The sequence below is a fragment of the Candidatus Margulisiibacteriota bacterium genome (genome assembly GCA_028706105.1).
GTDB lineage: Bacteria > Margulisbacteria > Riflemargulisbacteria > GWF2-35-9 > DYQY01 > DYQY01.
Window position 1 is genome coordinate 1 of record JAQWCF010000010.1, and the last position, 24,946, is coordinate 24,946.

Annotated in this window: 23 protein-coding genes; 7 read left to right on the forward strand and 16 right to left on the reverse strand. The window is 34.7% G+C overall.

The features are described 5' to 3' along the window. The 5 genes from PHF25_01755 to PHF25_01775 form a co-directional block, all read left to right on the forward strand. On the forward strand, positions 1 to 5,196 hold a 5,196-nt coding region (locus PHF25_01755), incomplete at its 5' end, for a FlgD immunoglobulin-like domain containing protein (GenBank protein MDD4526744.1). 12 nt (positions 5,197 to 5,208) lie between these two features. Beyond that, on the forward strand, positions 5,209 to 5,916 hold the full coding sequence (gene cysE, locus PHF25_01760; GenBank protein MDD4526745.1) for a serine O-acetyltransferase: 708 nt from the start codon (positions 5,209 to 5,211) through the stop codon (positions 5,914 to 5,916). A 28-nt stretch (positions 5,917 to 5,944) separates the two neighbouring features. After that, positions 5,945 to 6,418, forward strand: coding sequence for a chemotaxis protein CheD (locus PHF25_01765; GenBank protein MDD4526746.1), 474 nt, complete (start codon positions 5,945 to 5,947; stop codon positions 6,416 to 6,418). Between the two features lie 47 nt (positions 6,419 to 6,465). Further along, on the forward strand, positions 6,466 to 7,338 hold the full coding sequence (locus tag PHF25_01770) for an HDOD domain-containing protein (GenBank protein ID MDD4526747.1): 873 nt from the start codon (positions 6,466 to 6,468) through the stop codon (positions 7,336 to 7,338). Positions 7,339 to 7,355: 17 nt separating this feature from the next. Beyond that, on the forward strand, positions 7,356 to 8,324 hold the full coding sequence (locus PHF25_01775) for a FliM/FliN family flagellar motor switch protein (GenBank protein MDD4526748.1): 969 nt from the start codon (positions 7,356 to 7,358) through the stop codon (positions 8,322 to 8,324). On the opposite strand, the gene PHF25_01780 is transcribed toward PHF25_01775, so the two are convergent. The 7 genes from PHF25_01780 to metK are packed head-to-tail and all read right to left on the reverse strand — an operon-like array spanning position 8,305 to position 15,152. Beyond that, the gene (locus PHF25_01780; GenBank protein MDD4526749.1) at positions 8,305 to 9,096 is read right to left on the reverse strand and encodes a TIGR00282 family metallophosphoesterase; all 792 of its coding nucleotides are present in this window, start codon (positions 9,094 to 9,096) and stop codon (positions 8,305 to 8,307) included. The genes PHF25_01775 and PHF25_01780 overlap by 20 nt on opposite strands. Then, positions 9,096 to 10,631, reverse strand: a complete 1,536-nt coding sequence (gene rny / locus PHF25_01785; protein ID MDD4526750.1) for a ribonuclease Y — start codon at positions 10,629 to 10,631, stop codon at positions 9,096 to 9,098. Before rny ends, PHF25_01780 begins: the two co-directional genes overlap by 1 nt. A gap of 27 nt (positions 10,632 to 10,658) precedes the next feature. Further along, positions 10,659 to 11,651 carry a recombinase RecA gene (gene recA / locus PHF25_01790; protein MDD4526751.1) on the reverse strand — a complete coding sequence of 331 codons (993 nt, stop codon included), beginning with the start codon at positions 11,649 to 11,651 and terminating at the stop codon, positions 10,659 to 10,661. Next, entirely contained in the window at positions 11,644 to 12,180 is a 537-nt protein-coding gene (locus PHF25_01795; GenBank protein ID MDD4526752.1) for a CinA family protein, read from the reverse strand. Before PHF25_01795 ends, recA begins: the two co-directional genes overlap by 8 nt. Continuing rightward, positions 12,173 to 12,688, reverse strand: coding sequence for a CDP-diacylglycerol--glycerol-3-phosphate 3-phosphatidyltransferase (pgsA, locus tag PHF25_01800; protein ID MDD4526753.1), 516 nt, complete (start codon positions 12,686 to 12,688; stop codon positions 12,173 to 12,175). The genes PHF25_01795 and pgsA overlap by 8 nt, the downstream gene beginning before the upstream one ends. Then, complete coding sequence (gene rimO, locus PHF25_01805; protein ID MDD4526754.1) at positions 12,685 to 13,962, reverse strand: 30S ribosomal protein S12 methylthiotransferase RimO; 1,278 nt, start codon at positions 13,960 to 13,962, stop codon at positions 12,685 to 12,687. Before rimO ends, pgsA begins: the two co-directional genes overlap by 4 nt. A gap of 26 nt (positions 13,963 to 13,988) precedes the next feature. Beyond that, on the reverse strand, positions 13,989 to 15,152 hold the full coding sequence (gene metK / locus PHF25_01810) for a methionine adenosyltransferase (GenBank protein ID MDD4526755.1): 1,164 nt from the start codon (positions 15,150 to 15,152) through the stop codon (positions 13,989 to 13,991). 156 nt (positions 15,153 to 15,308) lie between these two features. Here metK and PHF25_01815 point away from each other — a divergent pair, with 156 nt between their 5' ends. Together PHF25_01815 and PHF25_01820 are read left to right on the forward strand one after the other, a co-directional pair. Then, positions 15,309 to 17,078, forward strand: a complete 1,770-nt coding sequence (locus PHF25_01815) for a PP2C family protein-serine/threonine phosphatase (GenBank protein MDD4526756.1) — start codon at positions 15,309 to 15,311, stop codon at positions 17,076 to 17,078. 79 nt (positions 17,079 to 17,157) lie between these two features. Then, positions 17,158 to 17,529: an STAS domain-containing protein gene (locus tag PHF25_01820; GenBank protein ID MDD4526757.1), complete on the forward strand. Its 372-nt coding sequence runs from the start codon at positions 17,158 to 17,160 to the stop codon at positions 17,527 to 17,529. On the opposite strand, the gene PHF25_01825 is transcribed toward PHF25_01820, so the two are convergent. The 9 genes from PHF25_01825 to glmM form a co-directional block, all read right to left on the reverse strand. Further along, on the reverse strand, positions 17,522 to 17,881 hold the full coding sequence (locus PHF25_01825; GenBank protein ID MDD4526758.1) for a response regulator: 360 nt from the start codon (positions 17,879 to 17,881) through the stop codon (positions 17,522 to 17,524). The genes PHF25_01820 and PHF25_01825 overlap by 8 nt on opposite strands. A 63-nt stretch (positions 17,882 to 17,944) precedes the next feature. Beyond that, on the reverse strand, positions 17,945 to 18,520 hold the full coding sequence (locus PHF25_01830) for an L-threonylcarbamoyladenylate synthase (GenBank protein MDD4526759.1): 576 nt from the start codon (positions 18,518 to 18,520) through the stop codon (positions 17,945 to 17,947). Beyond that, positions 18,498 to 19,232, reverse strand: coding sequence for a hypothetical protein (locus tag PHF25_01835; protein MDD4526760.1), 735 nt, complete (start codon positions 19,230 to 19,232; stop codon positions 18,498 to 18,500). The genes PHF25_01830 and PHF25_01835 overlap by 23 nt, the downstream gene beginning before the upstream one ends. Then, on the reverse strand, positions 19,225 to 19,593 hold the full coding sequence (locus PHF25_01840) for a response regulator (GenBank protein ID MDD4526761.1): 369 nt from the start codon (positions 19,591 to 19,593) through the stop codon (positions 19,225 to 19,227). The genes PHF25_01835 and PHF25_01840 overlap by 8 nt, the downstream gene beginning before the upstream one ends. A gap of 2 nt (positions 19,594 to 19,595) precedes the next feature. Then, entirely contained in the window at positions 19,596 to 21,587 is a 1,992-nt protein-coding gene (locus PHF25_01845; GenBank protein MDD4526762.1) for a chemotaxis protein CheA, read from the reverse strand. A 2-nt stretch (positions 21,588 to 21,589) separates the two neighbouring features. Then, positions 21,590 to 22,663 (reverse strand): RNA polymerase sigma factor RpoD, encoded by a 1,074-nt coding sequence (rpoD, locus tag PHF25_01850; protein MDD4526763.1) that lies wholly within the window; start codon positions 22,661 to 22,663, stop codon positions 21,590 to 21,592. Positions 22,664 to 22,719: 56 nt separating this feature from the next. Further along, entirely contained in the window at positions 22,720 to 22,908 is a 189-nt protein-coding gene (locus PHF25_01855) for a ferredoxin (GenBank protein ID MDD4526764.1), read from the reverse strand. A 90-nt stretch (positions 22,909 to 22,998) separates the two neighbouring features. Next, the gene (locus tag PHF25_01860; protein MDD4526765.1) at positions 22,999 to 23,532 is read right to left on the reverse strand and encodes a 5-formyltetrahydrofolate cyclo-ligase; all 534 of its coding nucleotides are present in this window, start codon (positions 23,530 to 23,532) and stop codon (positions 22,999 to 23,001) included. A gap of 15 nt (positions 23,533 to 23,547) precedes the next feature. Continuing rightward, positions 23,548 to 24,945 carry a phosphoglucosamine mutase gene (glmM, locus tag PHF25_01865; GenBank protein ID MDD4526766.1) on the reverse strand — a complete coding sequence of 466 codons (1,398 nt, stop codon included), beginning with the start codon at positions 24,943 to 24,945 and terminating at the stop codon, positions 23,548 to 23,550. Position 24,946: the final 1 nt, after the last annotated feature.

The following is a 24,946-nucleotide window of genomic DNA, read 5'->3' on the forward strand; positions in this document are numbered from 1 at the left end:
CCGTCTGCTTCTTTTAAGGTTACAGAGAAGAGCGATGCTGTTGCACTTAAAGCTTTACCTTTAAGTTTTAAATTGAACGATGAAAAGTGGACGACGCCACAGAGTGCAGAAGCTTTTGCCTTTCAATTAAGTGAAGGAGCCAATACTATAAACGTTAAACTGATGGATAAAGCTGGAAATGTAATTACGTCATCGTTCGTTGTTACTTTAGATGAAGTTGCTCCAACAGTAACGACTTTTAGCATAGTTATTTCTCATGATGTTTCACGTGATTTTGGAGAAGAACCTATCGCTGATGAGCATGAAATATGGTATAACAAGGACCTTATTCAAGGTTATGTAACCTGGGATAGTTCTCTGAGTCCAGATGATTCATTAGTTACAGAAAATATATTTATTAAAGGGAATAAAACTAATAGTTTTGAATCTATCGGCTTTATCAATACGTCCGCTACTTTTGCTATTCAGGTTATCCCAGGAAGAACCTCGCCAGTGTCAATCATGGCATTTATTAGAGATAAGGCAGGGAATATTCAATTTGCTTCAGCTAATGTATACGTTAATACAGATAAGCCAGGTATGGGTGAAGTTTTCATTGTTCCCGATACCGCTAATGATGGCTGGTTCCACCCGAAGAGTGGGTATTATGATCAATTAGATATTGATTGTACTTGGACAGAACCAACTGGAATATTAAGAGCTAAACCATATCAGGTTAGAAGTAGTTTAACTTTTAACTGGACTGTAACTCAAAGTAGCACAGAGTATAACGGATATACCACAACTATTGGGAATCAAGAAATTATTGTTAAAGCGATAGATAAGGCTGGTAATATTGCTACCTTCTCGGCGTGGGTTACTGTTGATCTGACAGCTCCGGCAACAGCGGATGCTTATATTTCTCCTGACGTGGATTCTCTTTCTGATGGGTTTGGTCCTATTTTGGGTTACTATGATAATCAAGAAATTATAGTTACGTGGCAGGAAGTTGAAGATCAAAATCTGGATTTTTATATGATTTTGACTCATGATATTAGGAACTTAACTGCGGATATAGACGTTAATTCTTATAAGATTTCAACGAACATAAAAGAAAAGTTAGTTACAGTTTCAAATCAAGGCATTAATACTTTATCAGTGATTGCAGTTGATGAAGCAGGGAATTATAGCGTTAAGTTGCTTACTGTTAATTTAGATACAATTGCTCCTAGCTTTAGTTTTGTGGTAAACGAGAAAAATTTTGTTGAGATTTCCCAAGATGTACTCATTATTACGATTTCCTCTTGGGAATCGATTAGCAGAGGCTCGGACGCTTTATTTATAACATTAAACCTGGATGTTCAGGATGGAGAGAAAAAAGAATATAGACTTACGGTAAATCAATTATCAGAGGTTTTGTTTACTACCACGATGGATACTTCTGTTGCTAATGTAAGCGACAATAAAGCCACGTTAGAGTTTCTGCTCGTAGATAACGCTGGAAATGTCAGTACTTATTCAATGAAGGGAATAGAGTTTAGAAGAAAGAAGCCTAAAGATCCTATTTTTAATTTGAGAAATCCAAACAATGAAAGCATAATGTATACCAATACCTTGAACGTAAGCGTTAACTGTAGTTATTCAGAGTACTTGACTCTTTCGTGGAATATTACATTTAATGTAGAGACTAGACCAAGCGAAAACGATTCTTTATTGTGGGGGACCTACCCAAGTACATTTGTTATTCCTTCTTCTTCACAAGGATTAAAGACCGTCTATCTTTGGGCTAAGAACGACTCAGGCACAAACTTAAACGCAGTCAGCGCAAGCATAGTGTATGACAATATTCCGCCAACATGCTCTCTTGAGAAAAATGATACATGGCCAACAGTTAGCTATGGTGAGTATAATTTTATCTTAAATGTTTCCGATCATTTGGCTCAAGCACCAACAGCATCTATAGTTTTTTCAGAATTAGAAAACAAGACAGGCACTTTCAGTGTTAGACAAATAGATGGCTTGAGATATTCATTAGGATATAGCTTTACGGAGACGAGCGTTAATGGAATTATTACTTTGGATATAGAGATGGTTGACCGTGCAGGCAATACTTCTTCTGTGATTAGTGGTTGGAGTACCTTGAATTTGCAAATGAATTATCCTCCAACGCCTAGTATTAGGTTTTCACAGATTGATGATCCTAGAAGAATCCAGTACATTAATACAACCAATATTGAGCTTTTGAGCTGGATAGCAGTGTCAGCTGAAAACGATACAATCACTCAGTATTTAATAACCTATAACAACAACTTAAGACCACGTTCAAATTATGGTGGATGGAGGGGCGTTAGTTCATCTGTGCAGTCTACAGATGATATTTATGGAGATGGTGTTATTTCAACATGGAACATTAAGAGACTTACTGTAGATTATTCAGAGGTTGTTAATAAATATGGTTTGAATGGTCAGAGATTTTTAACTACTGACATTTATGTTTGGGTCAGGGATGAAAAAGGTAATGTTTCTGAAAAGGCTGCAATGCAAAGCTTGACGATAGATATTGATGTGCCAGTTGACACTATTAGCTTCAACTATCTTGATGATACTTCCCCACAAAGAATAACTTTTAACATTTTTATAGATGAAGCAGTAACTATCAACAAGTATTGGATAGAATTTGCTTATGACTCAGCGGAAGCATCAAAGAATCTAACAACAGATGTAAGTATACGAAATTTCATTTTAACAGTGGATTTGACCAGCGAAGAAAAGTCTCTTCATCCTGTGTTGCGAAGACAGCTTGTAGATTTGGCTGGAAATACACTTAATGCAACAACTGAGCTGCAGCCTAAGCTTTATGTTATAACAATCAATATGTCTACCAACACAGCAAACAGGAGAGATGAAATGTTGCGTTTATTAGATATAAATATTTCTCCTTCAACTGTTATTACTTTAGATAGTTTTACTATGGAGAAAGTTGGAGATAATCAAAACAAGTCAGTGGAACAATTATATTTGAAATTAAATGGACAGCGACTAGCTACTGCAAACTTTGTAGCTGGAACAGAAAACATTCGTTTCTTGTTCAATCCAATAAACATTACCGCTAATTCTGTCCTTTCTATTTATGGAGATATTCTTTCTTCTGCTTTAGAGCCTTTTGCTTTTCGAGTAACTACTGCTTCCTTTGCTTTAGATGTTTACAATAAGGTTTCTTCGAATATTCTGACACATACAACCAACTATTATGTTATTGGTAATGGTTGGAATGTGTTACACGTTTATAGAGAGTCAAATATAAAAACTACTCCAAACATAGTTTATCCAAATGATAAGGATGTTGTTTTGTTTAAGTTTGAAATGAATACATATCCATACAATGTAGCGTTGAATAAAATTGTTTTTAATAGGCACGAAGGCAATGATTTATTATCTGTAGAAAGTTTAGAAAATGTTAGATTGTATTATGAGAGTGATGAAGCTGTTATGAATGAAGTTTTTGACCCTGGAGACTCTCGTTGGTTGGAGCTTGTATTGGGAAAAATTGATAAAGGCCAGCAAACAATAACTTTTCAAGATTTTAGTAAAGTAATTTCAAGTAAGAAAATTAGGATATTTGTTGTTGCAGACATCAGTATTGATGCGTTATCTGGTAAAAACATTGCGTTAGAGTTTAGGACTACTGCTAACTTTGACGTTGGTGCTTTAAGTTTGATTAATGAAAGTACGCTGCCTTTGTGTTCTGATACTACACAGATGGGAAGCTACAGACAAAGAATGAAGATGACTTACGCTCCATTTCAGAGAGGGGAAGTTCATCAAGGCGCGAGCATTAAGTTTGGTGAATTAATAATTAGCAACGATTATTATAGTACACCTTTATCTCAAATTAATTTAAGGGTTTCATATAATAACATTGATTCGCTTGGGTCTTCACCATTTGTCGTTTCGTTTAATAATCAAAGAATGTCTAACCTTAATACTTTGACTAAAATAAATGGGGATTATGACGCTCTTGAAGTTCCGTTTCCTGGTTCCCAATATTTGATTGAGGGCTTTCCCCATATTATGGGATTAGGTGTAGATATTGCCAATGATGCTATTACTGGTTCTATGAGCATTAAGCTTTACCCTTCAGACTTGAAAGAATTGGTTGCTCCAGCAATTATCTTAAATACAGAAAACTTAACCATGGCAGAGATTATAGTTGTTGATAAGAGTCAGCCGATTATCTCTGGTGCTAAGGTTTTTGATTTTGTTAATAGGCCCGATTTGGTTACTTTTGATTTGGATTGTTCTGTTAATGACAATCAAACTAGTATTAATTCTGTTCAGGTTGCTCTTTTTCGCCTAGTTGCTGGTACTGAAGAGAACATAGGGACTAGTTATATTTCATTAAATAAGAATGCTAAAAACAATAAATTCGAACTAAGAAACATTACTCTTGATAGGAGAGATATAAGCAATTTATCATTACTACATGGATATCAATATTTAATTAAGTTGAGAGCGAAAAGTAGCAAGGGAGAAGCAATTTTTACTTCTAGTGAGTTAGTTTTAACTTTTAATATTGATCTTACACCACCAATGTTTGAAAATGCAGGACTATTATTACATCAGGTGGATGATCCAGAAGCCACGTCTGATACTCATAGGTTAAGTTGGTCTCCTGCTTATGATCCAGAATCAACGGTTAGATATTATACAATTGAGTACCAAAGAGGTACTTCTCAAAAATGGAACCATGAAGCAACCATCAATGCAACTAGTTATACGATAGCAAACAGAGACAAGGACTTAAGATATCGATATAGAGTTAACGCAGTTAATGGAGCTAGGTTAAACTCAAATTGGATAACTTCTGAATATTCAACTGTAGCTAAACCAAAAGATAGCATATACAATGTTTCTTTTTATCCAAACCCTGTAAATGCAATTGCCAATGAAAAAGGAACTTTTTATTATGAACTAAAAGAAGATTCCAATGTTTCTTTGAAGATTTATGACGCTTTAGGGCACTTTGTTAGGGAAATGAATTATAGGGCAGGAGCAAGTGGAGGACAAAGCTCTCAGCCTAATAAAGTAGAATGGGATGCAACCGACTCAGCTGGCAGAAAAGTTTCCAAAGGTGGTTATTTTGTTGTAATTAATTCGGTCTCTGAGAGCACGGGGCTTGAAGGTAATGTGAGACTTATGGTAGGGGTAATCCATTAGTGTTATAATTTAATGATGAATATTTTTCTAATTATACTTTTTATTTATTATCTTTTAATATTATTTATTGCTTGGTATTTTAAGGATATTGACGCAGTATTTAAGGGTGACCCTGCTGCTAAGAATATTCTAGAAGTATTGCTTTATCCAAGCATCTACGCGGTTGCTAATTATCGAATATTTCATTTAATGTTTGTTTTGAAGATACCATTTTTGCCTAGAATCATGTCACAGCTAGTTAGGTTTTTTACCTTTATTGAAATACACCCAGGAGCAAAAATAGGCAAATCTTTTTTTATAGATCATGGTGATAGTGTTGTAATAGGTGAGACAGCAGTAATAGGGAATAATGTAATTATTTATCATCAGGTTACCCTTGGTGGAACAGGGAAGGACCATGGAAAAAGACACCCCACAATTAAAGATAATGTCATTGTGGGCGCAGGGGCTAAAATATTGGGTAATATTACAATAGGGGAAAATTGTAAAATTGGGGCAGGGTCTGTTGTGCTAAAAGATGTTCCTGCTTATTCTACAGTAGTCGGTAATCCCGCCAGAGTTGTTAAGGTCAAGGATGGGGCGGTTCATTCTGCCTTTGATTTAGGTAATGTTCCTGACCCTCTGAAGGATGAATATGTTAAAATGGAAAAGAAAATTAGAAGTATTACTAAGGAATTGAATGATTTGAGAGAAGAAATAAAGAAAACAATTAATAAATGATAAAGATAAGTTTATAATAGAGAGTGTGATGGCAGAAATTAAAGTTAAATTAGCGGAGATGAGATTTTCCAATAAACCAGATGATAGCATTGTTGCGCATGGGTTAGGCGCTTGTGTTGCTTTGGCAATCTATGATTCAACAACTTATTTAGGAGGATTGATTCATATTGTAATGCCATCTAGTGATGTTCAGTCGAAAAATGAGTATCCTATTAGGTTTGCTGACACAGGTATTCCTCTTTTCTTGAAAGAGTTTATGCAACAAGGTGGTAATTTTGCTGCCTGTAAGATAGTAATTTCTGGAGGGGCTAGTATGCCTTCCAATAGCATGTTTAATATCGGCGATCAGAATGTTGTTGCAGTAAAAAAGGCGTTGTCTAAGTTTAATCTGAGCGTATCGTCTGAAGATGTGGGTGGAAACAACGGAAGAACGTTAAACATTAATATTAAAAAAGGTATTATTACATCAAAAGTATTTGGCTGTCCGGAGAGAGTATTGTAGGTATGAGAGTAAGAGTATATTATTAATAATAGAAAACGGAGAACATAATGGTAGAAAAAGACAATGTATTATATTTTAGAATAGTCAACAAGATTACAGAGCTGATGCCTCTTTCAGGGACCATTCAGAAAATAATAGATCTTACCAGAAATCCTGACACTCAGCTAAAAAAAATATCTGACGCACTTGAGTCGGACGAGGCAATGGCCTCTAAGGTGCTTAAATTGGCTAATTCTTCTTTTTATGGATTCTCTAAACAAGTTAAGACTATATCTCACGCTGTGGTCTGTTTGGGTTTTAATACCATTAAGCAGATGTCCTTAACTGCTCATAGTTTTTCTGTTTTAGATCAGAAGCTAGATGGATATTATTTGGACAAGGGTTCAATGTTTCAGCATAGTTTTGGTACCGCCTTAGCCTCGAGATTATTGGCAACAAAGATGTTTTATCCAAATGCTGAGGAAGTTTATTTAATGGGACTACTTCATGATGTAGGGAAGGTTATTCTGAATCAGTATGCCGCAGAAGAATTTAAAAAAGTTGTAGAGTTATACAATCAAGGTGGAATAGCTTTTTATGAAGCTGAAAGACAAATATTGGGATTTGATCATGGCGAAATAGGCGCTGCTGTTTGCAAAAAATGGAATTTATCAGATGATATAGTGGATACAATTCGTTGTCACCATAGTCCGGAGGAGGCTTCTAGCTCAAATTTATCAGTGCACATGGTACACATAGCTAATATTATTGTGACTATTATGGGTATTGGAATAGGAGCTGGAGGGATAGATCAAAAAATATCAGAGAAATCATTAGCTGCACTAAATTTAAAAGAAGAAGATATTTCTATGCTAATGATGAGCATTATGGATGAGCTCGAAAACGACGAGACTTTGTCTTCTTTCCGAAACAAAGAATAGGGTAGGTGAAGTAGAAAATGTCTGGGGGGAACATTTTAACGCAGGAAGAGTTAGACGCTCTTCTTAATGGCGACCCTAACGAAAAGAATGGGTTTTCAAATGGTAAAGCCACTTTAGGTGAAGTTAGGTCTTATGATTTCATGGTTCCCAATAAGTTTTCTAAAGAGCTACTGAGGTCCTTAAAAGCTATTCACGACAACATGTCTAGAATGGTTTCTGCTTCTATTTCTGTTTTTCTTAGACAAGACATTAAGATTTATTTGAACTACTTAGAGCAAAGAACATATCAAGAGTATATAGAAGAGGCCAGTGAGGGCGTCTTGTATTATGTTGTTTCCTTTATTGATGATAAGGCGATAGTTGGGCTTGATGCTAACGTTGCCTTGCTTTTGGTGGAGAAGTTACTAGGGGGTAAAGGGGCTAAAACAGGCATCAACAGAAACGAGCCAACTGAAATAGAATCAAAAGTTATCTCTAACTTATTGGATCAGATTTTTTCTTTGCAGAAGGAAAGTTGGGGAAGAGTAATGCCGGAAGTCCCAAGAATAATTAAACAAGACAATCATCCAAAACTTATACATATTTGCCAACCTAATGATGCGGTATTAAGCATGAGGTTTGAAATTATAATAGGTGATGAGATTGGGAACATAACGTATTGCATTCCTTTCAATGCAATAGAGAATGTGTTACCTCAATTTACAACTGAGGACACTATGGATAGTAGGTTAAAGAAAGGCGAGAAAAAAACTCAAGAGATAATTAAGAATATTCACGATGCAGTTGTTCCTTTAACGTCAATATTAGGGAGGACAGAGATTACTGTTGCAGATGTTTTGTCGCTCAGACAAGGCGATATAATTGACTTCTGTATTAGTAGTACGTCCCCCGTTGTCATTAATGTTGGTGAATTTAAAAAATTTAGTGGTGAACTTGGAATATCAAATAAAAAATATGCAATTAAAATTACCCAAGTTCATTTTTAATAGTCAATGAATATGGAATAATGCTTTTAGCTTTTCCAGTTTTTTCAATAATAATTTCAACATAATTTAATATAGAGAAATCATCTTTTTTAGGCGGAGCAAATCTCTCAGGCATAGAGGTTAGAAACCTTCTTAGAACAGGCTCTGGTTTCATTCCAATTATACTATTTTTGGCACCAATCATGCCGACATCTGTTATGTACGCTGTGTGTTCATTAATGATTTCAGCATCATTCGTTTGTACATGGGTATGTGTTCCAACAATGGCAGAGACTTTGTTTTGAAAGTGATAGGCAAATGCTTTTTTTTCAGAGGTTGCTTCTGCATGTATGTCTATTAAAATAATATCACTATTAATATTTTCTAGAAACTTTTCTGTTGTATGAAAAGGGCTGTCGATAGGTGGCAGGAATACTTGACCTAAGACATTAAGAATTGTAATTGTTATTCCTTGGATAGTAGTTGAATAGCTACTATTGCCCGGTACGCTGTTTGGGTAGTTGAGTGGTCTGATCAGGTGAGTGTATTCTTCCATTTGTTCAATAATATCTTTATTATCAAACACGTGATTACCAGAGGTGATACAGTCAACTCCGCTATCAAGCAGTTGATGGTAGATGTGAGGAGTTATTCCTTTTCCATTGGCTAGATTCTCACCGTTAACGATGATGAGGTCAGGCTGGTGGTCCTTTTTAAGGGAAGGAAGCTTCTTATAAAAAGCTTCCCTTCCAATTTCTCCAACAATATCACCAAAGAAAAGTATTTTAATCATTAGGTCGCTATTTCTTGTACTCTTGTTTCCCTAATAACCGTTACTTTAATTGTTCCTGGGTATTCTAATTCGTTTTCAATTTTTTTAACAATATCTCTCGCAAGTTTTGGTGTGAGCTTGTCATTGACGATGTCAGGCTTCACCATTACTCTTATTTCCCTGCCAGACTGAATAGCAAACGCTTTTTCAACACCAGTGAATGATGTTGCAAGTGTTTCTAAATTCTCAAGCCTTTTAACGTAAGCTTCTATGGATTCTCTTCTTGCTCCGGGTCTTGATGCAGAGATTGCATCAGCAGCTGCGACCAGAATAGCTTCAATCGTTTGTGGCTTCACTTCTTCATGGTGAGCAAGAATGGCATGGACTACTTCGTCATTTTCCCCATGTTTCTTTGCAAATTCAGCACCAAGTAGGGCATGTGTTCCTTCTTTTTCAAAGTCAAAAGACTTGCCTAGGTCATGAAGAAGACCTGCTCTTCTCGCTAATCTGACATTTACTCCTAATTCTTGTGCCATTAATGAGGCCAAATGTGCAACCTCTATACTATGTTGCATTACATTTTGACCATAACTGGTTCTGTAGTTCAGTCTGCCTAACAGGTAAATTATTTCTTGAGAAAGATTTTGTACATCAGCCTCAATAGCTGTTTTTTCTCCAAGGTCCATAATTGTGATTTCTAGGTCTTTTTTTGCTTGGTTGTATAGTTCTTCGATTCTGCTTGGATGAATCCTTCCATCAGAAACAAGCTTCGTTAGTGTGATTCTAGCTATTTCTCTTCTAATAGGGTCAAAGCCGGAAAGCACAACTGCTTCAGGTGTATCATCTATGATTAAATCAATACCTGTCATTGTTTCAAATGCTCGAATATTTCTTCCTTCTCGTCCAATAATTCTGCCTTTCATGTCATCTCCAGGTAGAGCAACAACAGAAGTTGTAACTTCTACGACGTTATCGACAGCGCATCTTTGGATGGCAGTTGCGATAATTTCTCTAGATTTTTTGAGAGCAGTTTTTTGAGCTAGTTCTTCCGTTTCCTTAATCATTTTTGAAGCTTCGTACTTAATCTCTCTTTCCATATTGTCTAGTAAAAGTTTTTTAGCTTCATCCTTGCTGAGCTTAGAAATACTCTCTAGGACAACAGATTGTTCTTGATAGAGCTTATCAATTTCTTCGTCTCTTTTGGCAAGAGTTTCTTCTTTCTTTTTGTTTTCGTTTGTTAACAGGTCTAAGTTAGCTTCCTTTTTGTCGAGATTTTCTTCTTTTTGAATTAACCTGTTTTCAACTGTCAGAAACTTGTCTCTTTCTTTTCTTATTTCATCTTCCAGTTCATTCTTTTTTTGCATGAACTCTTCTTTTGCTTCAAGAATAGCTTCTCTTTTTATGTCTTCCGCTTTCCTCTCCGCTTCTTTCATTATTTTTCCTGCTAGTTGTTTAGCTTCTTTTTCTCGGTTAAGTATAGAGTTGTCTTTAATAAACAACACGTATGCCGCTACCAAAAGTATAGCAATGATGACTATTAATACTATTGTTAACATTTTTTTTCCTTTCTTTTTGTCAGTTTTTTATTTTCCGCTCGCTAGTTTGGCTAGTACCTGTTCTTCAAGTGTTTTAAGAATTTCAGGATGACTCTCCAAGTATATTTGAGCATTATCTCTTCCCTGTCCAATCTTTTCTTCTTTGTAGCTAAACCATGCTCCATATTTTTCTATGAAGTTGTACTCTACAGATAAATCAAGAATTTCACCTATTTTTGAAATACCTTTGCCGTAGATTATTTCGAAAATAGCTTCTTTGAACGGAGGAGCAACTTTATTTTTGGCAACCTTTACTTTTGTGAGAGTGCCAACAATAGTGTCTCCCTTTTTGATGCTTTCTCGTTTTCTAACATCTAGCCTGATAGATGAGTAGAATTTTAAAGCATTTCCTCCGGTTGTGACTTCCGGATTTCCAAACATTACCCCAACCTTTTCTCTTAACTGGTTGACGAAAATAACGATGCAAGAAGATTTGCTGACAATGGCTGTCAGTTTTCTTAGTGCTTGAGACATTAGTCTAGCTTGAAGCCCTACGTGTCTATCACCCATTTCACCGTTTAATTCATCTTTTGGTACAAGGGCAGCAACTGAGTCTATAACAATGACGTCAATAGACCCACTTTTAACTAGAGTTTCAACTATGTCTAGTGCTTGTTCTCCCCAGTCAGGTTGTGATATAAGAAGTTCCTGAGTATTTACTCCAATGTTTTTTGCATAGACAGGATCAAGTGCATGTTCTGCATCAATAAAGGCACACACTCCACCTTTTTTTTGCGCTTCAGCAATAATATGTAAAGAAACCGTTGTTTTTCCTGAGCTTTCTGGGCCATAAATTTCTACTATTCTTCCTTTTGGTATGCCACCTACACCTAATGCAAAGTCTAATTTGATAGACCCTGTGGAAATAGATTCAATATTCAGATTTAGTTTATCTCCCATTTTCATAATGGACCCTTTTCCGAATTCTTTTTCTATTTCTTGGATAGCAAGTTCAAGGTTTTTGTTTGTTTTGTCAGCCATTTTTACCTCCCTTTTTTTTGTTCGTAAGCAAATATTTGAGGATTTCTAGAACAGAGAAAGTCGTTTGTTTGATTATATCCATTCTTTCGCCTTCAAATTGATGTTTTTGCGTTAATTGTTCCTCGTTAACAATAACAGAGGTAAAAACTGTTCCAACTGGTTCTTCTCCAGTTCTGGGTCCAGCAAAACCTGTTGTTGCTACGCTAATGTTCGAGCCAAATTTTCTTTTGATTCCTATGGCCATTTCAGCCGCAACCTGTGAACTGACAGGTCCATAATTTTTTATAGTCTTTGGTTCTACAAGGCATTCTTGTACTTTTAATAAATTAGAGTAAGCAATAACGCCACCAAGGTAAACCCTAGATGCGCCAGGAATTTTTGTAAAAGAAGTTGCTATATCTCCGCCAGTTATGGATTCAGCAGAGGTTAATGTTTGGTTTTGCTCAACAAGCAAGTCGAATACTTTATATGGAAGCATGTTAAGGTCGTTTAGCTCTTTGCTGGTAAGTACATTGTTAAAGTTAACCATTTAAAACCTCTTTGTTTTTAAGAAAATAATTAACTCCAGAAAGGATAGTTACTAAAACTGTTAGAAGTAGCAGTAAAGTGTAACCTGGGAAGTCCATTATTAAAAAGCAAATCAAGGTAAACTGTAAAACAGTTTTGAATTTTCCATAAATATCAGCTTTGATGACTATATTTTTTAATGCTGCAACGGAGCGGAGCCCCAAGACTGCATATTCTCTAAAGATTATTATGGCAGTCCAATAAAATTCAATTTTCCCATATTGGGTGAAAAACAAAAGCACAGTTGTTACTAAGATTTTGTCAGCCAGGGGATCAAGTAATTTACCAAGGTCGCTAATTTGGTTGTGTTTTCTGGCAATATATCCATCCAGAAAATCAGAAAAAGCGATAATAAGAAAAAAGCATAAAGATATTATTTGATGATTTGGAATCTTGGTTGAGAGCAAAAGGATTACCAAGAAGGGAATTGAGGCTATTCTGAAAAGGGTTATTTTATTAGCTAGCGTCAAGTCAGCTCGCCGATCAAATCATATTGAAGGGCTTTTTTTATTTTAACTGTTTTAAATTGGCCGATGTCTTTTGGTTGAATATTTTCAATGAATACAAATCCGTCTATCTCGGGTGCATCAAAATATCTTCTACCGCCATTCATGTTGTCTACCAATATTTCCAGTTCTTGCCCTATGTAACTTTTGTTGAGTTTTTTGCTTATACTTTTCTGTGTTTTTATGATCATTTTAGCTCTTTTTTCTTTTGTCTGTTCTTCTAACTTTCCCTTCAGTTTAAAAGAAACAGTGTTTTTTTGATCAGAATAAGCAAAAACACCAAGGTGATCAAACTTTGTTTGATCTATAAAGGAATTTAATTCAGCAAAATCATTTTCGTCTTCACCGGGAAAACCAACTATGACAGTTGTTCTTAATTTTGCTTCTGGTAATTCTTTTCTAATAAGATTTATCACGTCAATAATCCTTTGTTTAGAACTTTTTCTATTCATTTTACTTAATATTTTATCACTTATATGCTGAATTGGCATATCAATATACTTGACAATTTTTTTTGAGTCTTTAATTGTTTTAATCAGACGCTTATTGATGTTATCTGGATATAGGTATAAAAGTCTAATCCATTCTATTTTCTCGGTGTTTTCTAGGTCTTTTAGCAAATCAGCTAAATCGTAGGTTTTATTATAAGAATAGCTGGTAATGTCTTGGGCTATCAAGATAATTTCTTTTACACCTTGAGCAGCTAAAATTTTTGCTTCAGCCAGAATATCTTGCGGTGCTTTAAAGTAAGTGCCACCTCTCAGTGAGGGTATTTTGCAAAAAGAACAACCATGATTACATCCATCCCCAATTTTTAAATAAGCGTAGTGGGCTGGAGTTGCTAAGACCCTGTAGTCTTGCTCAATTAAATTCATTTTTCTTTCTTCAAAAATTTTTGTGGGAGTTTCTTGCAAGGAGTTTATTAGTTTATTGATTTTTGATATTGCGCCAGTATTAAGAATGCCGTCTATAAAAGGATATTCTTCAAGAATTTTTTCCTTCATTTCTTCAACATAACAGCCAGCTACAATAATTTTCCGTCGAGGGTTGTACTCTTTCCAATCCTTCAGGTCATACAGATTTTCAATAGTTTCTTCGGTCGCAGAATCAATAAAGGTGCAGGTATTTAGAACCATAACATCAGCATCATCCATTTCGTTGGTGAGTTGGTGTTCTGTTATTATGTGTCCAATCATTGTTTCTGTATCAACAAGATTTTTAGGGCAGCCTAAACTGATAAATCCTATATTAATGGTTGACCTCTTTAGCTTTTTTTAAGCAGATCTACTTTATCTAGTTTTTCCCATGGAAAGATGTCTCTTCCGAAGTGACCATATTTTGCGGTTGCTTCATATATTGGTCTCTTTAGTTTAAAGGTATCAATAATATCTTTAGGTTTTAACGGGAAATGCTTATAAATTAGATCTGTTATTTTTTCTTCTGACATTTTTCCTGTTCCGAATGTTTCAACAAAAATAGAAACTGGCTCGGCTTTACCAATTGCGTAGGCAAGTTGGATTTCACATTTATCGGCAAGTCCAGCTGCTACTAAATTTTTAGCAATATACCTTGCTACGTAAGCTGCGGATCTATCTACTTTTGAAGGATCCTTGCCACTAAAAGCTCCACCACCATGACGGCTCATTCCGCCATATGTATCGACGATAATCTTTCTTCCCGTTAATCCACAGTCACCCATCGGTCCGCCAATAACAAATCTGCCAGTAGGATTAATGAAAATATTCTCATCTTTAATGTCTTTTAACAATTCTTTTGGAATGGTTGTTTTAATGACCTTTTCAATGATGTCTTTTCTTAATTGTTCAAGAGTCACATCTTCACTGTGTTGCGTGGAAACAACAATAGCGTCAATGCCTTTTGGACCATTTTCATCATAATGGACAGAAACCTGTGATTTACTGTCTGGCTTTAAATATGGCAATACTTTTGTTTTTCTAAGCTCAGTTAATTTGATTAACAACTTGTGAGAGAGCATAATTGGTAGAGGCATAAGTTCTGGTGTTTCGTTGCTTGCATAGCCAAACATGATTCCTTGGTCGCCAGCACCCTGTTCTCTGTATAGCCCCGCTCCTTCTGTTACTCCTTGAGAGATATCAGGAGATTGCTGACCAATCGCATTCATTACCGCACAGGTTTTATAATCAAAGCCGTCACTAGAATCAGCATATCCAATTTCCTTCACAGTTCTTCTGACTAGTTCTTCATAATTAATAACAGCCCTGGTTGTGATTTCTCCTGAAATAATGACTATTCCTGTTTTAATCATAGTTTCACAGGCAACTCTAGACTCAGGGTCTTGCGCTAAGCAAGCATCTAATATTGCATCACTTATTTGGTCTGCCATCTTGTCTGGATGTCCTTCAGAAACGCTTTCTGAGGTAAATACACATTCATGTCTTTTTCTCATTATAATTCTCCTGTGTTTAATTTTTTTTTAATAGGGTAATATTATAGATGGTTTAGGTATAAAGATAAAGGAGTATATAGGATGGTGTTAGTATTGAAGATAACTATTCCTGTGAGTTAAAGTTTACTATAGAATAGATATGAGGAGTTTTGTGTAATGATAGGCAATTTATTAGAAGATATTCATCATTTAAAAAATCAGGTTGAGCAATCTAAGTCAGAAGAGGACTTAGCTAGCGTTATTTTAAAGTTTCTAAACGATAGAATGATGATTACTCCACTGACGGCTTTTTTGACAATAAATGAGTTCAATCGAGCTGTTTTGTATGGTATAAGTGAATACCCAGCGGAGTTGCTTAATATGGCTAAAGACAAGATTGTTGAGCGTATAGAAAACGCAACAGGTTATAGTTTTACAAGCAGAAATATCCAGATTTATATTGAAGAAAGAGAAGAAAAAGACAACCTTGGCTTTATGCTTGATAAGATTAAAGTGTATCCAATGGTTCTGGATGAGCAATTGCATGGAGCGATGATTGTCTATCAAGACGAGGAGCTTCCTTGGCAGACTCAAACATACGATTTCGCAGGATGGATGTTTCAAGAACGATTTTTTGTTATAGCAAATAAATATAAAATTCTTTTAAATAAAAAGCTGGAAGCAATAAATGAGGCGCGAGAGATGATGTATTCTATTATTAATCTTGACGATATGCTTTCAATTTTAGGTGACATTGTTTTGAAACATGCGAAAGCTAGATTGGGCTGTGTTTTAATAAAAGAAGAAAAAACAGAGGAATTTAAGATTAAGGCTAGCTGGAATAGTATGGAGATTGAACCAGTAAATAGTTCTAGCGAGTTTGTGATGGATTTTCCTTATAGTGTTGAACGGATTTATATAGAAGGCAAAGGGTGTTTATTGGATATTTTGAAGAAAGAACCAAAAATAATGAAGTTTGATTCTTTAAAGGTATCCAAAACTAGTAGCCATGAATTAATTGATCTTATTTTGCCTGAGCTACTAGTCATTCCTTTAGTTGAAAGAGGGAAAACTGTAGGTGCTTTGATTTTAATACGAACAGAGTTTAAAAAAGAAAAATTTACAAATAATGATATTTCTATTTTAGAAACAATTGCTTCATTAGCCTCCTCTTCAATTGAAAACAATAAATTGCATGAACAAACCTTACAAGAACAAATGGTGAAAAAAGATTTACAGGTAGCTCATAATATTCAAAAAAGTATGCAGGCCAAAATAGAACCTCATTTAAAGAATTTTGATATTGCTGCAACTTCTGTTCCTGCTAGGGCGATTGGTGGCGATTATTACGATTTTTTTCAGTTAGATGAGAATAGGCTAGGGATAACGATGACAGATATTGTGGGAAAAGGCATACCAGCAGCTCTTATCATGGCTTTCTTTAAGGGCGTCATGCAAACATCTGTTGTTGATGACAAAGACCCCAAGGATATGTTTTCTAAGATAAGCCTAAATCTATATTTGAATAAGAGTGTCAAAAACTACATTCCATCAGTTTATGGTATATTGGATGACGAAAAAAAGACTTTTTGTTATGCGAATGCCGGACATGAAAACCCGTTATTTTTGGATTATCAAACTGATGAATTTCGCGTACTTGATGAAGGGGGATTGCCTTTAGGAGCATTTAAGGATTCTGAGTATGAGCAAGAGATTATTCATATGAAGGAGGGCGATATTGCCTGTGTTTTTACGGATGGTGTAACAGAAGCAAGAAACATCTATCATCAAGATTATGGGGAAGAAAGATTTAAGAAATTTCTGCTAAAGAACAAACATCTTTCTGCTGGAGATCTAGTTCAGAAAATTTATGAAGAAGTTTTTGTTTATTCAGAAGGCTTGCCAGCACATGATGATTTCACTGTGATGATAATAAAAAGGGTGTAGTTTAATTGTTTTTGTGATGCATATGCTATATAATTAAAGCTAAGTATTAAGTTTATAAGATTGTTAGGAGGGATATTAAGTGTTAGAAATTCAAAAAGAAGTTAAAAATAATATTGTTATATTAAGTCTTGGTGCAAATAAATCCGGGAATACGGTTAGTGGTGATGTTGAACTAGATGTAGATAATAATTATTTACTTATCGAAGCGGTAGAAGAAGAGTTAAGTAAGGGTAAAAACAAATTAATTTTACAGCTAAAAAATGTAAGTTATGTTGACTCCTCGGGGCTAGGAGCAATTTTTGACAGTTATAAACAAGTTGTTGAAAAAGACGGACAATTAAGGATATTAAATCCAAATATTGACGTTAAAAGAGTTCTTGATATAACAAAAATTTCTAAGAAAATAGATATTTTTAATAACGAAGAAGAAGCTTTAAAGAGTTTTAATTAGAATATTTTTTTGTAGCATTTAAAATGTCTTCCGTACGGAAGGGTTTAGATAAATGATCAGTGAAGCCGTTTGCAAGAACGGTTTCTTTGTCTTTATGGTATGCTTTTGCTGTAAGTGCTATGACTGGAGTTTGTTGGTAGTCTGTATTTTTTCGAAGTTCTTTAACAACAGTGTAACCATCCATACCATCCATCATTAGGTCTAAGAAAATTAGGGAGTATTGATTTTTTTTGCAAAGAGCCAATGCGTCTTTACCGTTATCAACGGTGGTAGCATCAAAATTAGACAATTCAAGTATTGTTTTTACCAATAGAAGAATATCTTTATTATCATCAACAATTAATATTTTCATTTTCCACCATTTAAATTTTATGTGATTTATTATAGCAGGATTAACATAGAGAACAAGCGTGTTTCAAGCAAAGACTACTTTGCCTTGTCTGATAATTGTTGGTTTGCTTTTAGTAAGGTCCACAATTGTTGAGGCAACTTGCGATCCTTTGTTGTGTTCAACTACAAGGTAATCTAGCTTCTTGAGAAGATTGTTATCAATTTCTTTATAGCAAGTAGCTGCGACTTTCCCTGACTTATTGAGGCTAGTTACCACAAGCGGATTTTTATAGTAACTAAGGATAGCTTGTGTGCTTGCATGATTCGGTATCCTAACTCCTACGGTATCATGAAGGTATGGCAAAGAAACAGTAGCTGATTTTTGGAAAATGAACGTTATTTCCCCAGGCCAAAATTTATTTAGAATATTCATTTGATATTCTGAAAGCGGTGCAACAATATCCTTTAGTTGCTCAAGCTTAGCTATCTGTAACACGTAATGTTTGGAGTCATCTCTTTCTTTAAAATCTGTAATTTTTTTTATAGCATCAAGGTTGTAAGCATCACAAGCTAGACCATATACCGTGTCAGTTGGTAATCCTATTATTCCTCCTTTAGAAAGGGTTTTACTTATTACTTCAAGTTCTTTTGGAGTTAACATTTGTCGTAAACTGGTAGATTAGAACAAGAGCAGTAATAAATAGTGTTAACAGGAAAATATTAAAATAAAAATAGATATTAAAGTAAGCAGGATAAGTTGAAAGAATATTCATCGTTGTCATTAGACAAATAATTAAAAAATTAATGGTGAAGAAGAGTATTTCAATCTTTATAAAGTGTTTGACTTGCTTGCACTCTATGACAATAAATAACAACAAGAGTAGGCAATAAAGAAAAATATATGCAGAATGAAACACTTGTCCGATATATAAAATATTTGTATCAACATTCTGCATGCTTTCAACGAATAGTTCTGGGTATTTACTAGAAGAAACGCTTAGTTGGATAAAGTTATAGAGCTGAAAAAGAAAAATAGCAACAAATTTCAGGGATACATAGCCAAGTGCAATGCTCAGAATGTTGTTGATGGTTTGATGAGAGTGTCTGCGATGCAAATAAACTCTAACTAAGGATTCAGCCAATATGTAGAAAAATGAACTTATTATTGTGGCGACAATCAGTGGTTGATTGGAAGCAAAAGCAAGGAAAGGAAGCTTTAGTATTGTGATAACAGAAAGCAACATCCCCAGCGACAGATATTTTGGAGAAAGAGGGGTTTTTTTATTAAGGAGCAACGCTAAAAAAGTTGGAATAACTAACAAAATAATGCTGGAGATTATTATCATCAGCATAAAGATTTCAAAATTAATCATTAGAAACTTTTTGGGCTTGGTATTTTTCTATCACAGCCAGAAGCTTGCCTGGGTCAAAAGGTTTTACAATATATTCGTCCGCTCCTTGTTGTAGCGCTTCGATTATTTGCGTTTGTTGTCCAATGTTGGAGAGAACAACCACAGGAATTTTCATTGTTTTCTTGATTTCTTTCATAGCAGTTATGCCATCCATAATTGGCATAATAATGTCCATTATAACGATGTCAGGCTCGTGTTTAGTGCACTTTTCAATAGCCATTTGTCCGTTCTCCGCTTCAAATATTATAAAGCCGTAATCTTTCAAAAAAGAAGATAGTTTGTTTCTTACATAGTTAGAATCATCACAAATTAATATTTTCATCTTTAATGTAGATTATACTTTCTTTTTATCTCATCAAACAATGATGAAATATCTAAAATTAATCCTATATCTCCTGTTCCTAAAATTGTTGCCGAGTGAATAAGGTAATAAAGTTGATCAACAAAATCTATATTTTTGATAACAATTTCTTGTTCATCAATAATTTTATCAACTATTAGTATAATGCTTTTATCTGAGAAAGACAAAACAACTCCCTTTGTATGGTTAGTGATAGTTGTTTTTTTCTTAAAGAATAATTCTTTAAGATGGAAAACAGGAATAACTTCTTCTCTAAAAATAATGTGAGGATGATTGTGAATGGGTTTTGTTTCGTAGTCGGCTATATCAATAATTTCTTCAATATAAGTTATTGGAATAATGAATATTTTTTTGTCTATTTCCGTTATCAGCCCTTTAATAATAGCCATTGTTAAGGGAAGTGTTATTTTGAAGGTTGTTCCTTTGTTCTTTTCGCTTGATAGAGTTATTCCTCCACCGAGTTTTTGGATAGTGTTTTTTACAACATCCATTCCAACACCACGGCCGGAAATGTCCGATACATTTTCTTTTGTTGAAAAACCAGGATGAAAAATATAATCAAAAATCTGTTCTTTTGTAAGCTCCAGTGTTTCTTCTTTAGAGAGTATTTTTTTGTCTATTATTTTTTTTACTATTACGTCTGCATCAAGGCCCTTGCCGTCATCAGATAAGAGGAAGATAGCTTTATTGTTTTTGTGTTCTGCTATTATTTTGATTGTACCCGTAGAGTCTTTTCCTATGTTTTTTCTGTCTTCAGGTAATTCTATTCCATGGTCAATAGAGTTACGGACTAGGTGGATTAGAATATCATTAAGATAGTTCAGGATAATTCTGTCTAGTTTAAGTTCTTGACCTGTTATTTCTAGCCTAATTTTTTTATTAATTTTTTTTGCTATTTCTCTAGATAATCTATGATATTTATCTAGAACACTATGTAAGGGGATTGACCTGATGTTGAGTAGTAGAGATTGTAGACGATACGAAGATTTCCAAAGTTTGCTTGTTGTTTCAGATAGTTTAACGAAGTCATTATCCAGTGGATATTTTTCTTCAAGCGCGGTGAGTGCATCTGCGATTTGATTCCTATTGATTATGATTTCTCCTAATTGATTAATTAGGTCATCAAGTTGACTTATGTCAATCTGCACTTCACTTAGTTCTTCTTTGGTGTTTTTTATTTCCCTTACTTCTAAGTTTCCTTTATTTTTTTCCCTTTTTTTGACGTTGAATATTTTTTTAACAAACTGGATGTCATCAATTATAGCTATTTCTCTTAATAGTGTATTGATTTCTTCGTTAGTTAGCGTTTTTAATAATTTTATGTGTAGAATTTCTGCCGACTTGCCATTTTTTATATCATTTGTAGTTGGATTTGATTCAAATTGGATTTTATTTTCTTCAATTAAATGAATAACTTGATAAAAAGTTACCGCCGGCATTTCTGCTTCTTTATTAAGATATATTTCTAAAGAAATACCATCAACTGTAGCATTCAAGTTAGCTGGAGATTCTTCTTTTTGTGTGAGCTCATTTGTTTTTAATGAAGCATTTGTTTCTTGTGAAGGTAATGATTTTCTAATTATTTCAAGGACTTCATTGTGCATAGAGTCACTAACATCAAATGATGATTTGGAGAGGTTTTTAGTAAGATTTTTGATGTAATCTACAGCAGTAAAGAGCGCTTCGTTCGATTCTTCGGTTAGAGTAATGTCATTTTGTCTGAAATGCTGTAAGACATGTTCTGTTTCTGCCGACACTTCTTGCATGCTTGTATAACCAATCATGCCAGCATTGCCCTTGATTGTATGGAAACTACGAAATAGCTGTTCTATAAGTTCCTTTTGGTAACCTTGCTCTAATTCGATTAAACTATTTTCTATGAAACCAATGTGTTGATTAAGTTCTTTATTGAAAAGATTGCGTTCTTGGTGTGTAAGACCTATTTGTATCTTCAAGGCTAGACTTCCTCTTTAAGATAACCTTTAAGTCTTTTAAGACGCGAAGGGTGTCGTAGCTTTTTAATAGCCTTGGCCTCTATTTGTCGAATCCTTTCTCTTGTTACATCATATACTTTTCCAACTTCTTCTAGTGTTCTTGGTCTGTCATCCACAAGTCCAAATCTTAATTTAATAACCATTCTTTCTCTTTCAGAAAGTTCTTGCATTATTTCATCTAAATCTTTTCTCAGAAGTGTTCGATAAAGACTAGCTTCAGGAGATTCTGTTTTGTCATCTTTGACAAAGTCTCCAAGTTTTGAGCTGTCACTTTCGTCACCAATAGGTGTTTCTAGTGAGATTGGAGTTAAAGAAGAACGGAAAATGTCTCTAACTTTTTCGATAGGCATCTCCATATATTCTGCTACTTCTTCTTCAGTTGGTTTTCTCCCTAATTCTTGCATTAAGTGTCTTGAAGCTTTTCTGAGCTTGCTCATTGTTTCACCTAAATGCACCGGTATTCTAATTGTTCTTGATTGGTCAGAAATGGCTCTTGTGATAGCTTGTCTAATCCACCAAGTAGCATATGTAGAAAATTTATAACCCTTGGTATAATCAAATTTCTCGGTAGCTCTGATTAGTCCAATATTTCCTTCTTGTATCAGGTCAAGGAAAGCCATGCCTCTGCCGATGTATTTTTTGGCAATACTCACAACTAATCTTAAATTAGCATCGATTAGTTCCTTTTTCGCAATCGGATCACCTTCTGCGACTCTTTTTGCAATACTTTGTTCATCTTTAAGGCAAAGCAAGTCAACTTTTCCAATTTCTTTTAAATACATCTTAACTACGTCAGATGTTTTAACCTTTTCAGCTTCTCTTTGTTCAATTTCAGCTTTTAGGAGAGCAGCTTCTTCGCCGTCTAACCCTTGGTTTTCTGGTTCTTGATCAACAATATCAATTTGATGTTCATCAATAAATGATTCAAGTTGGTCAAGATTATTTTCTGGGTTAGCAATAACTTGTAGAATATCTTCTGGTGTTACTAATCCTGAGCTGAAAGGTTCGTCTGTATTTAATTCTGTACTGAATTCCATTGTTGTCTTTAATCTCCCTTATTCAATGTTAAATAAATAGTGCTACAAAGTAAATATTATTCTATTATTGAAATAGCATTTACTGGACAGGTATCTATTATTTCTTCGAGTAGCTCTTTATTCTTAATGTTTTGAGAACGTACTTTTGCTAAACCGCTTTCTTCATCCATTACAAAAATTTCTTCATCCATTGCAGCGCAAACCCCGCAACCAATGCAGAGCTGGTCATTTATTATAATAGTCAAGGACAATCTCCTTCTGTATGACACCTATGTGCCTTTGGTAGTATAGTAAAAATTTAATCATAATGCAATAGCTCCATCTTGGCAATAAAATTAATCAGTGATAATTGCTGCTAATTTTTTGTCATTATTAGTAGTTGGAATTTGATACAGTAGCTGAAAATCGAAACAAATTCCAATAGTGATAGCTGAGGTTTTACCTAAAAACCTATCATAAAAACCAGCGCCATAACCCATCCGATTATTATTTTTATCACAAGCGACACAAGGGACAACGATTATGTCTATAAGGTCGGCGGGGAAGATACTCTCAGTTTTTGGTGAAGGTATCCCATAATCATCTTTTTTAAGAAAAGATTTTTTCTCAAATAATTTAAATTCCATATTTCCATTTTTGTATGCGTAGGGAAGCAAAACATTTTTATTGTTATTCCAGCAAAAATCATACAAAGGGCGGATGTCAGCTTCATTATAAATAGGATAATAGAAAGCGATGGTGTTATAGTTAATGCTTTCAATATATTCCATTAAATTTTTAATAATTTTGTTTGAACGAAGTTCAATTTCTGGAGCAGTAAGTGCTCTTCTTTGTAATAGAATTTTTTCTCTTAATTGTTTTTTGTTCATATTATTAATTTTACCCTAAAAAACTTTATTGATAAGAGATTGTGCAATATCTTTTGTTTTTGCTTCAGCAAAATAACGGATAATAGGTTCAGTATTGGAAGCTCTTACATGCAACCATGAGTTTTCAAAAATTACTTTAACGCCATCCTGTATGTCCATGGTTTCGCCTGCAAATGTTTTTTTAACTTTTTCTAAAATATAAGCAACTTCTTCTTGGGAGGAAAGTCTCTTGCTAGTTTTGACAACTTCATAACGAGGAACAGTGTTAACGATCTCAGAAACTTTCATTTTTGTGGTTGCAAGGTATTCGAGCATAAAAGCAATTCCCGCAAAGGAGTCTCTGCCAAGACCAATTTCAGGAATGATCACTCCTCCGTTACCTTCCCCTCCAATAATTGCACCTTTTTGTAAGAGAACTTTGGAAACATTAACTTCACCAATCTTTGTTCTAACAACCTTGGTTTTGTATAATTCTGCGACATCATCAAAGGCCTTGGATGTAGAAAGGTTTGTAGCAACAATTTTTCCTGCTGGGTTAGGGTGTCTTTGTAATAGATATTTCATCACAAGAACAAGGGTGTAATCTTCCCCAATTGCTTGACCTTTTTCGTTTACAATTGCTAGCCTATCAGCGTCTGCATCTTGGGCAAAACCTATATCTGCTTTTTCTTCTAAAACTTTTTCTCTTAATAGGGTTATGTTTTCTGGTAAGGGCTCTGGTCCTCGGGTAAAGTTGCCATCAGGAGCGCTGTTTATGTTAATGAACTTAATCCCTAGTTTTTTAAATAATATCGGGTTTAAGATCGCACCTGAGCCGTTGCAACTATCGATTACAACTTTTAATCCAGATTTTTTAATTAATTCCACATTAACACTTTTAAGAAGGTGATCTATATGTTCTTCTGCAGCAGAAGCATAAGAGGTTATATTGCCAAGTGATTTTACGTCAACATAGTTAATTGTTTTTTTGTTCACAAATTCTTCATTAGTATTAGATTTTTTCAGGTCATCGTTATAGCTATCATATAAATCAAATATTTCTTGCATTTGTTCTTCATCAAAAAAGATGCCCTTATCGCAAATAAACTTAAGTCCATTCCATTGTATGGGGTTATGTGAAGCGGTAATCATGATGCCACCTTGGGCTTTTAACTTTTTTACCATGATTTGGGTCGTAGGAGTGGAAACAATCCCAATATCAATAATATTACACCCAGTGGCGGATAGTCCTGCTATTACTGCTGACTTAAAAGGAAGAGTGCTCAGCCTTGTGTCTGTTCCAAGGACAATTGTGCCTTTCTTCATGATAGTGCCAAAAATTTCAGCAAACTTCAATGCAGTTGCTGGAAGAAGCGAAAGGTTAGTTTCCCCTCTTATTCCTGCCACAGTTATTTTTAGAGATGTTTCTATCATT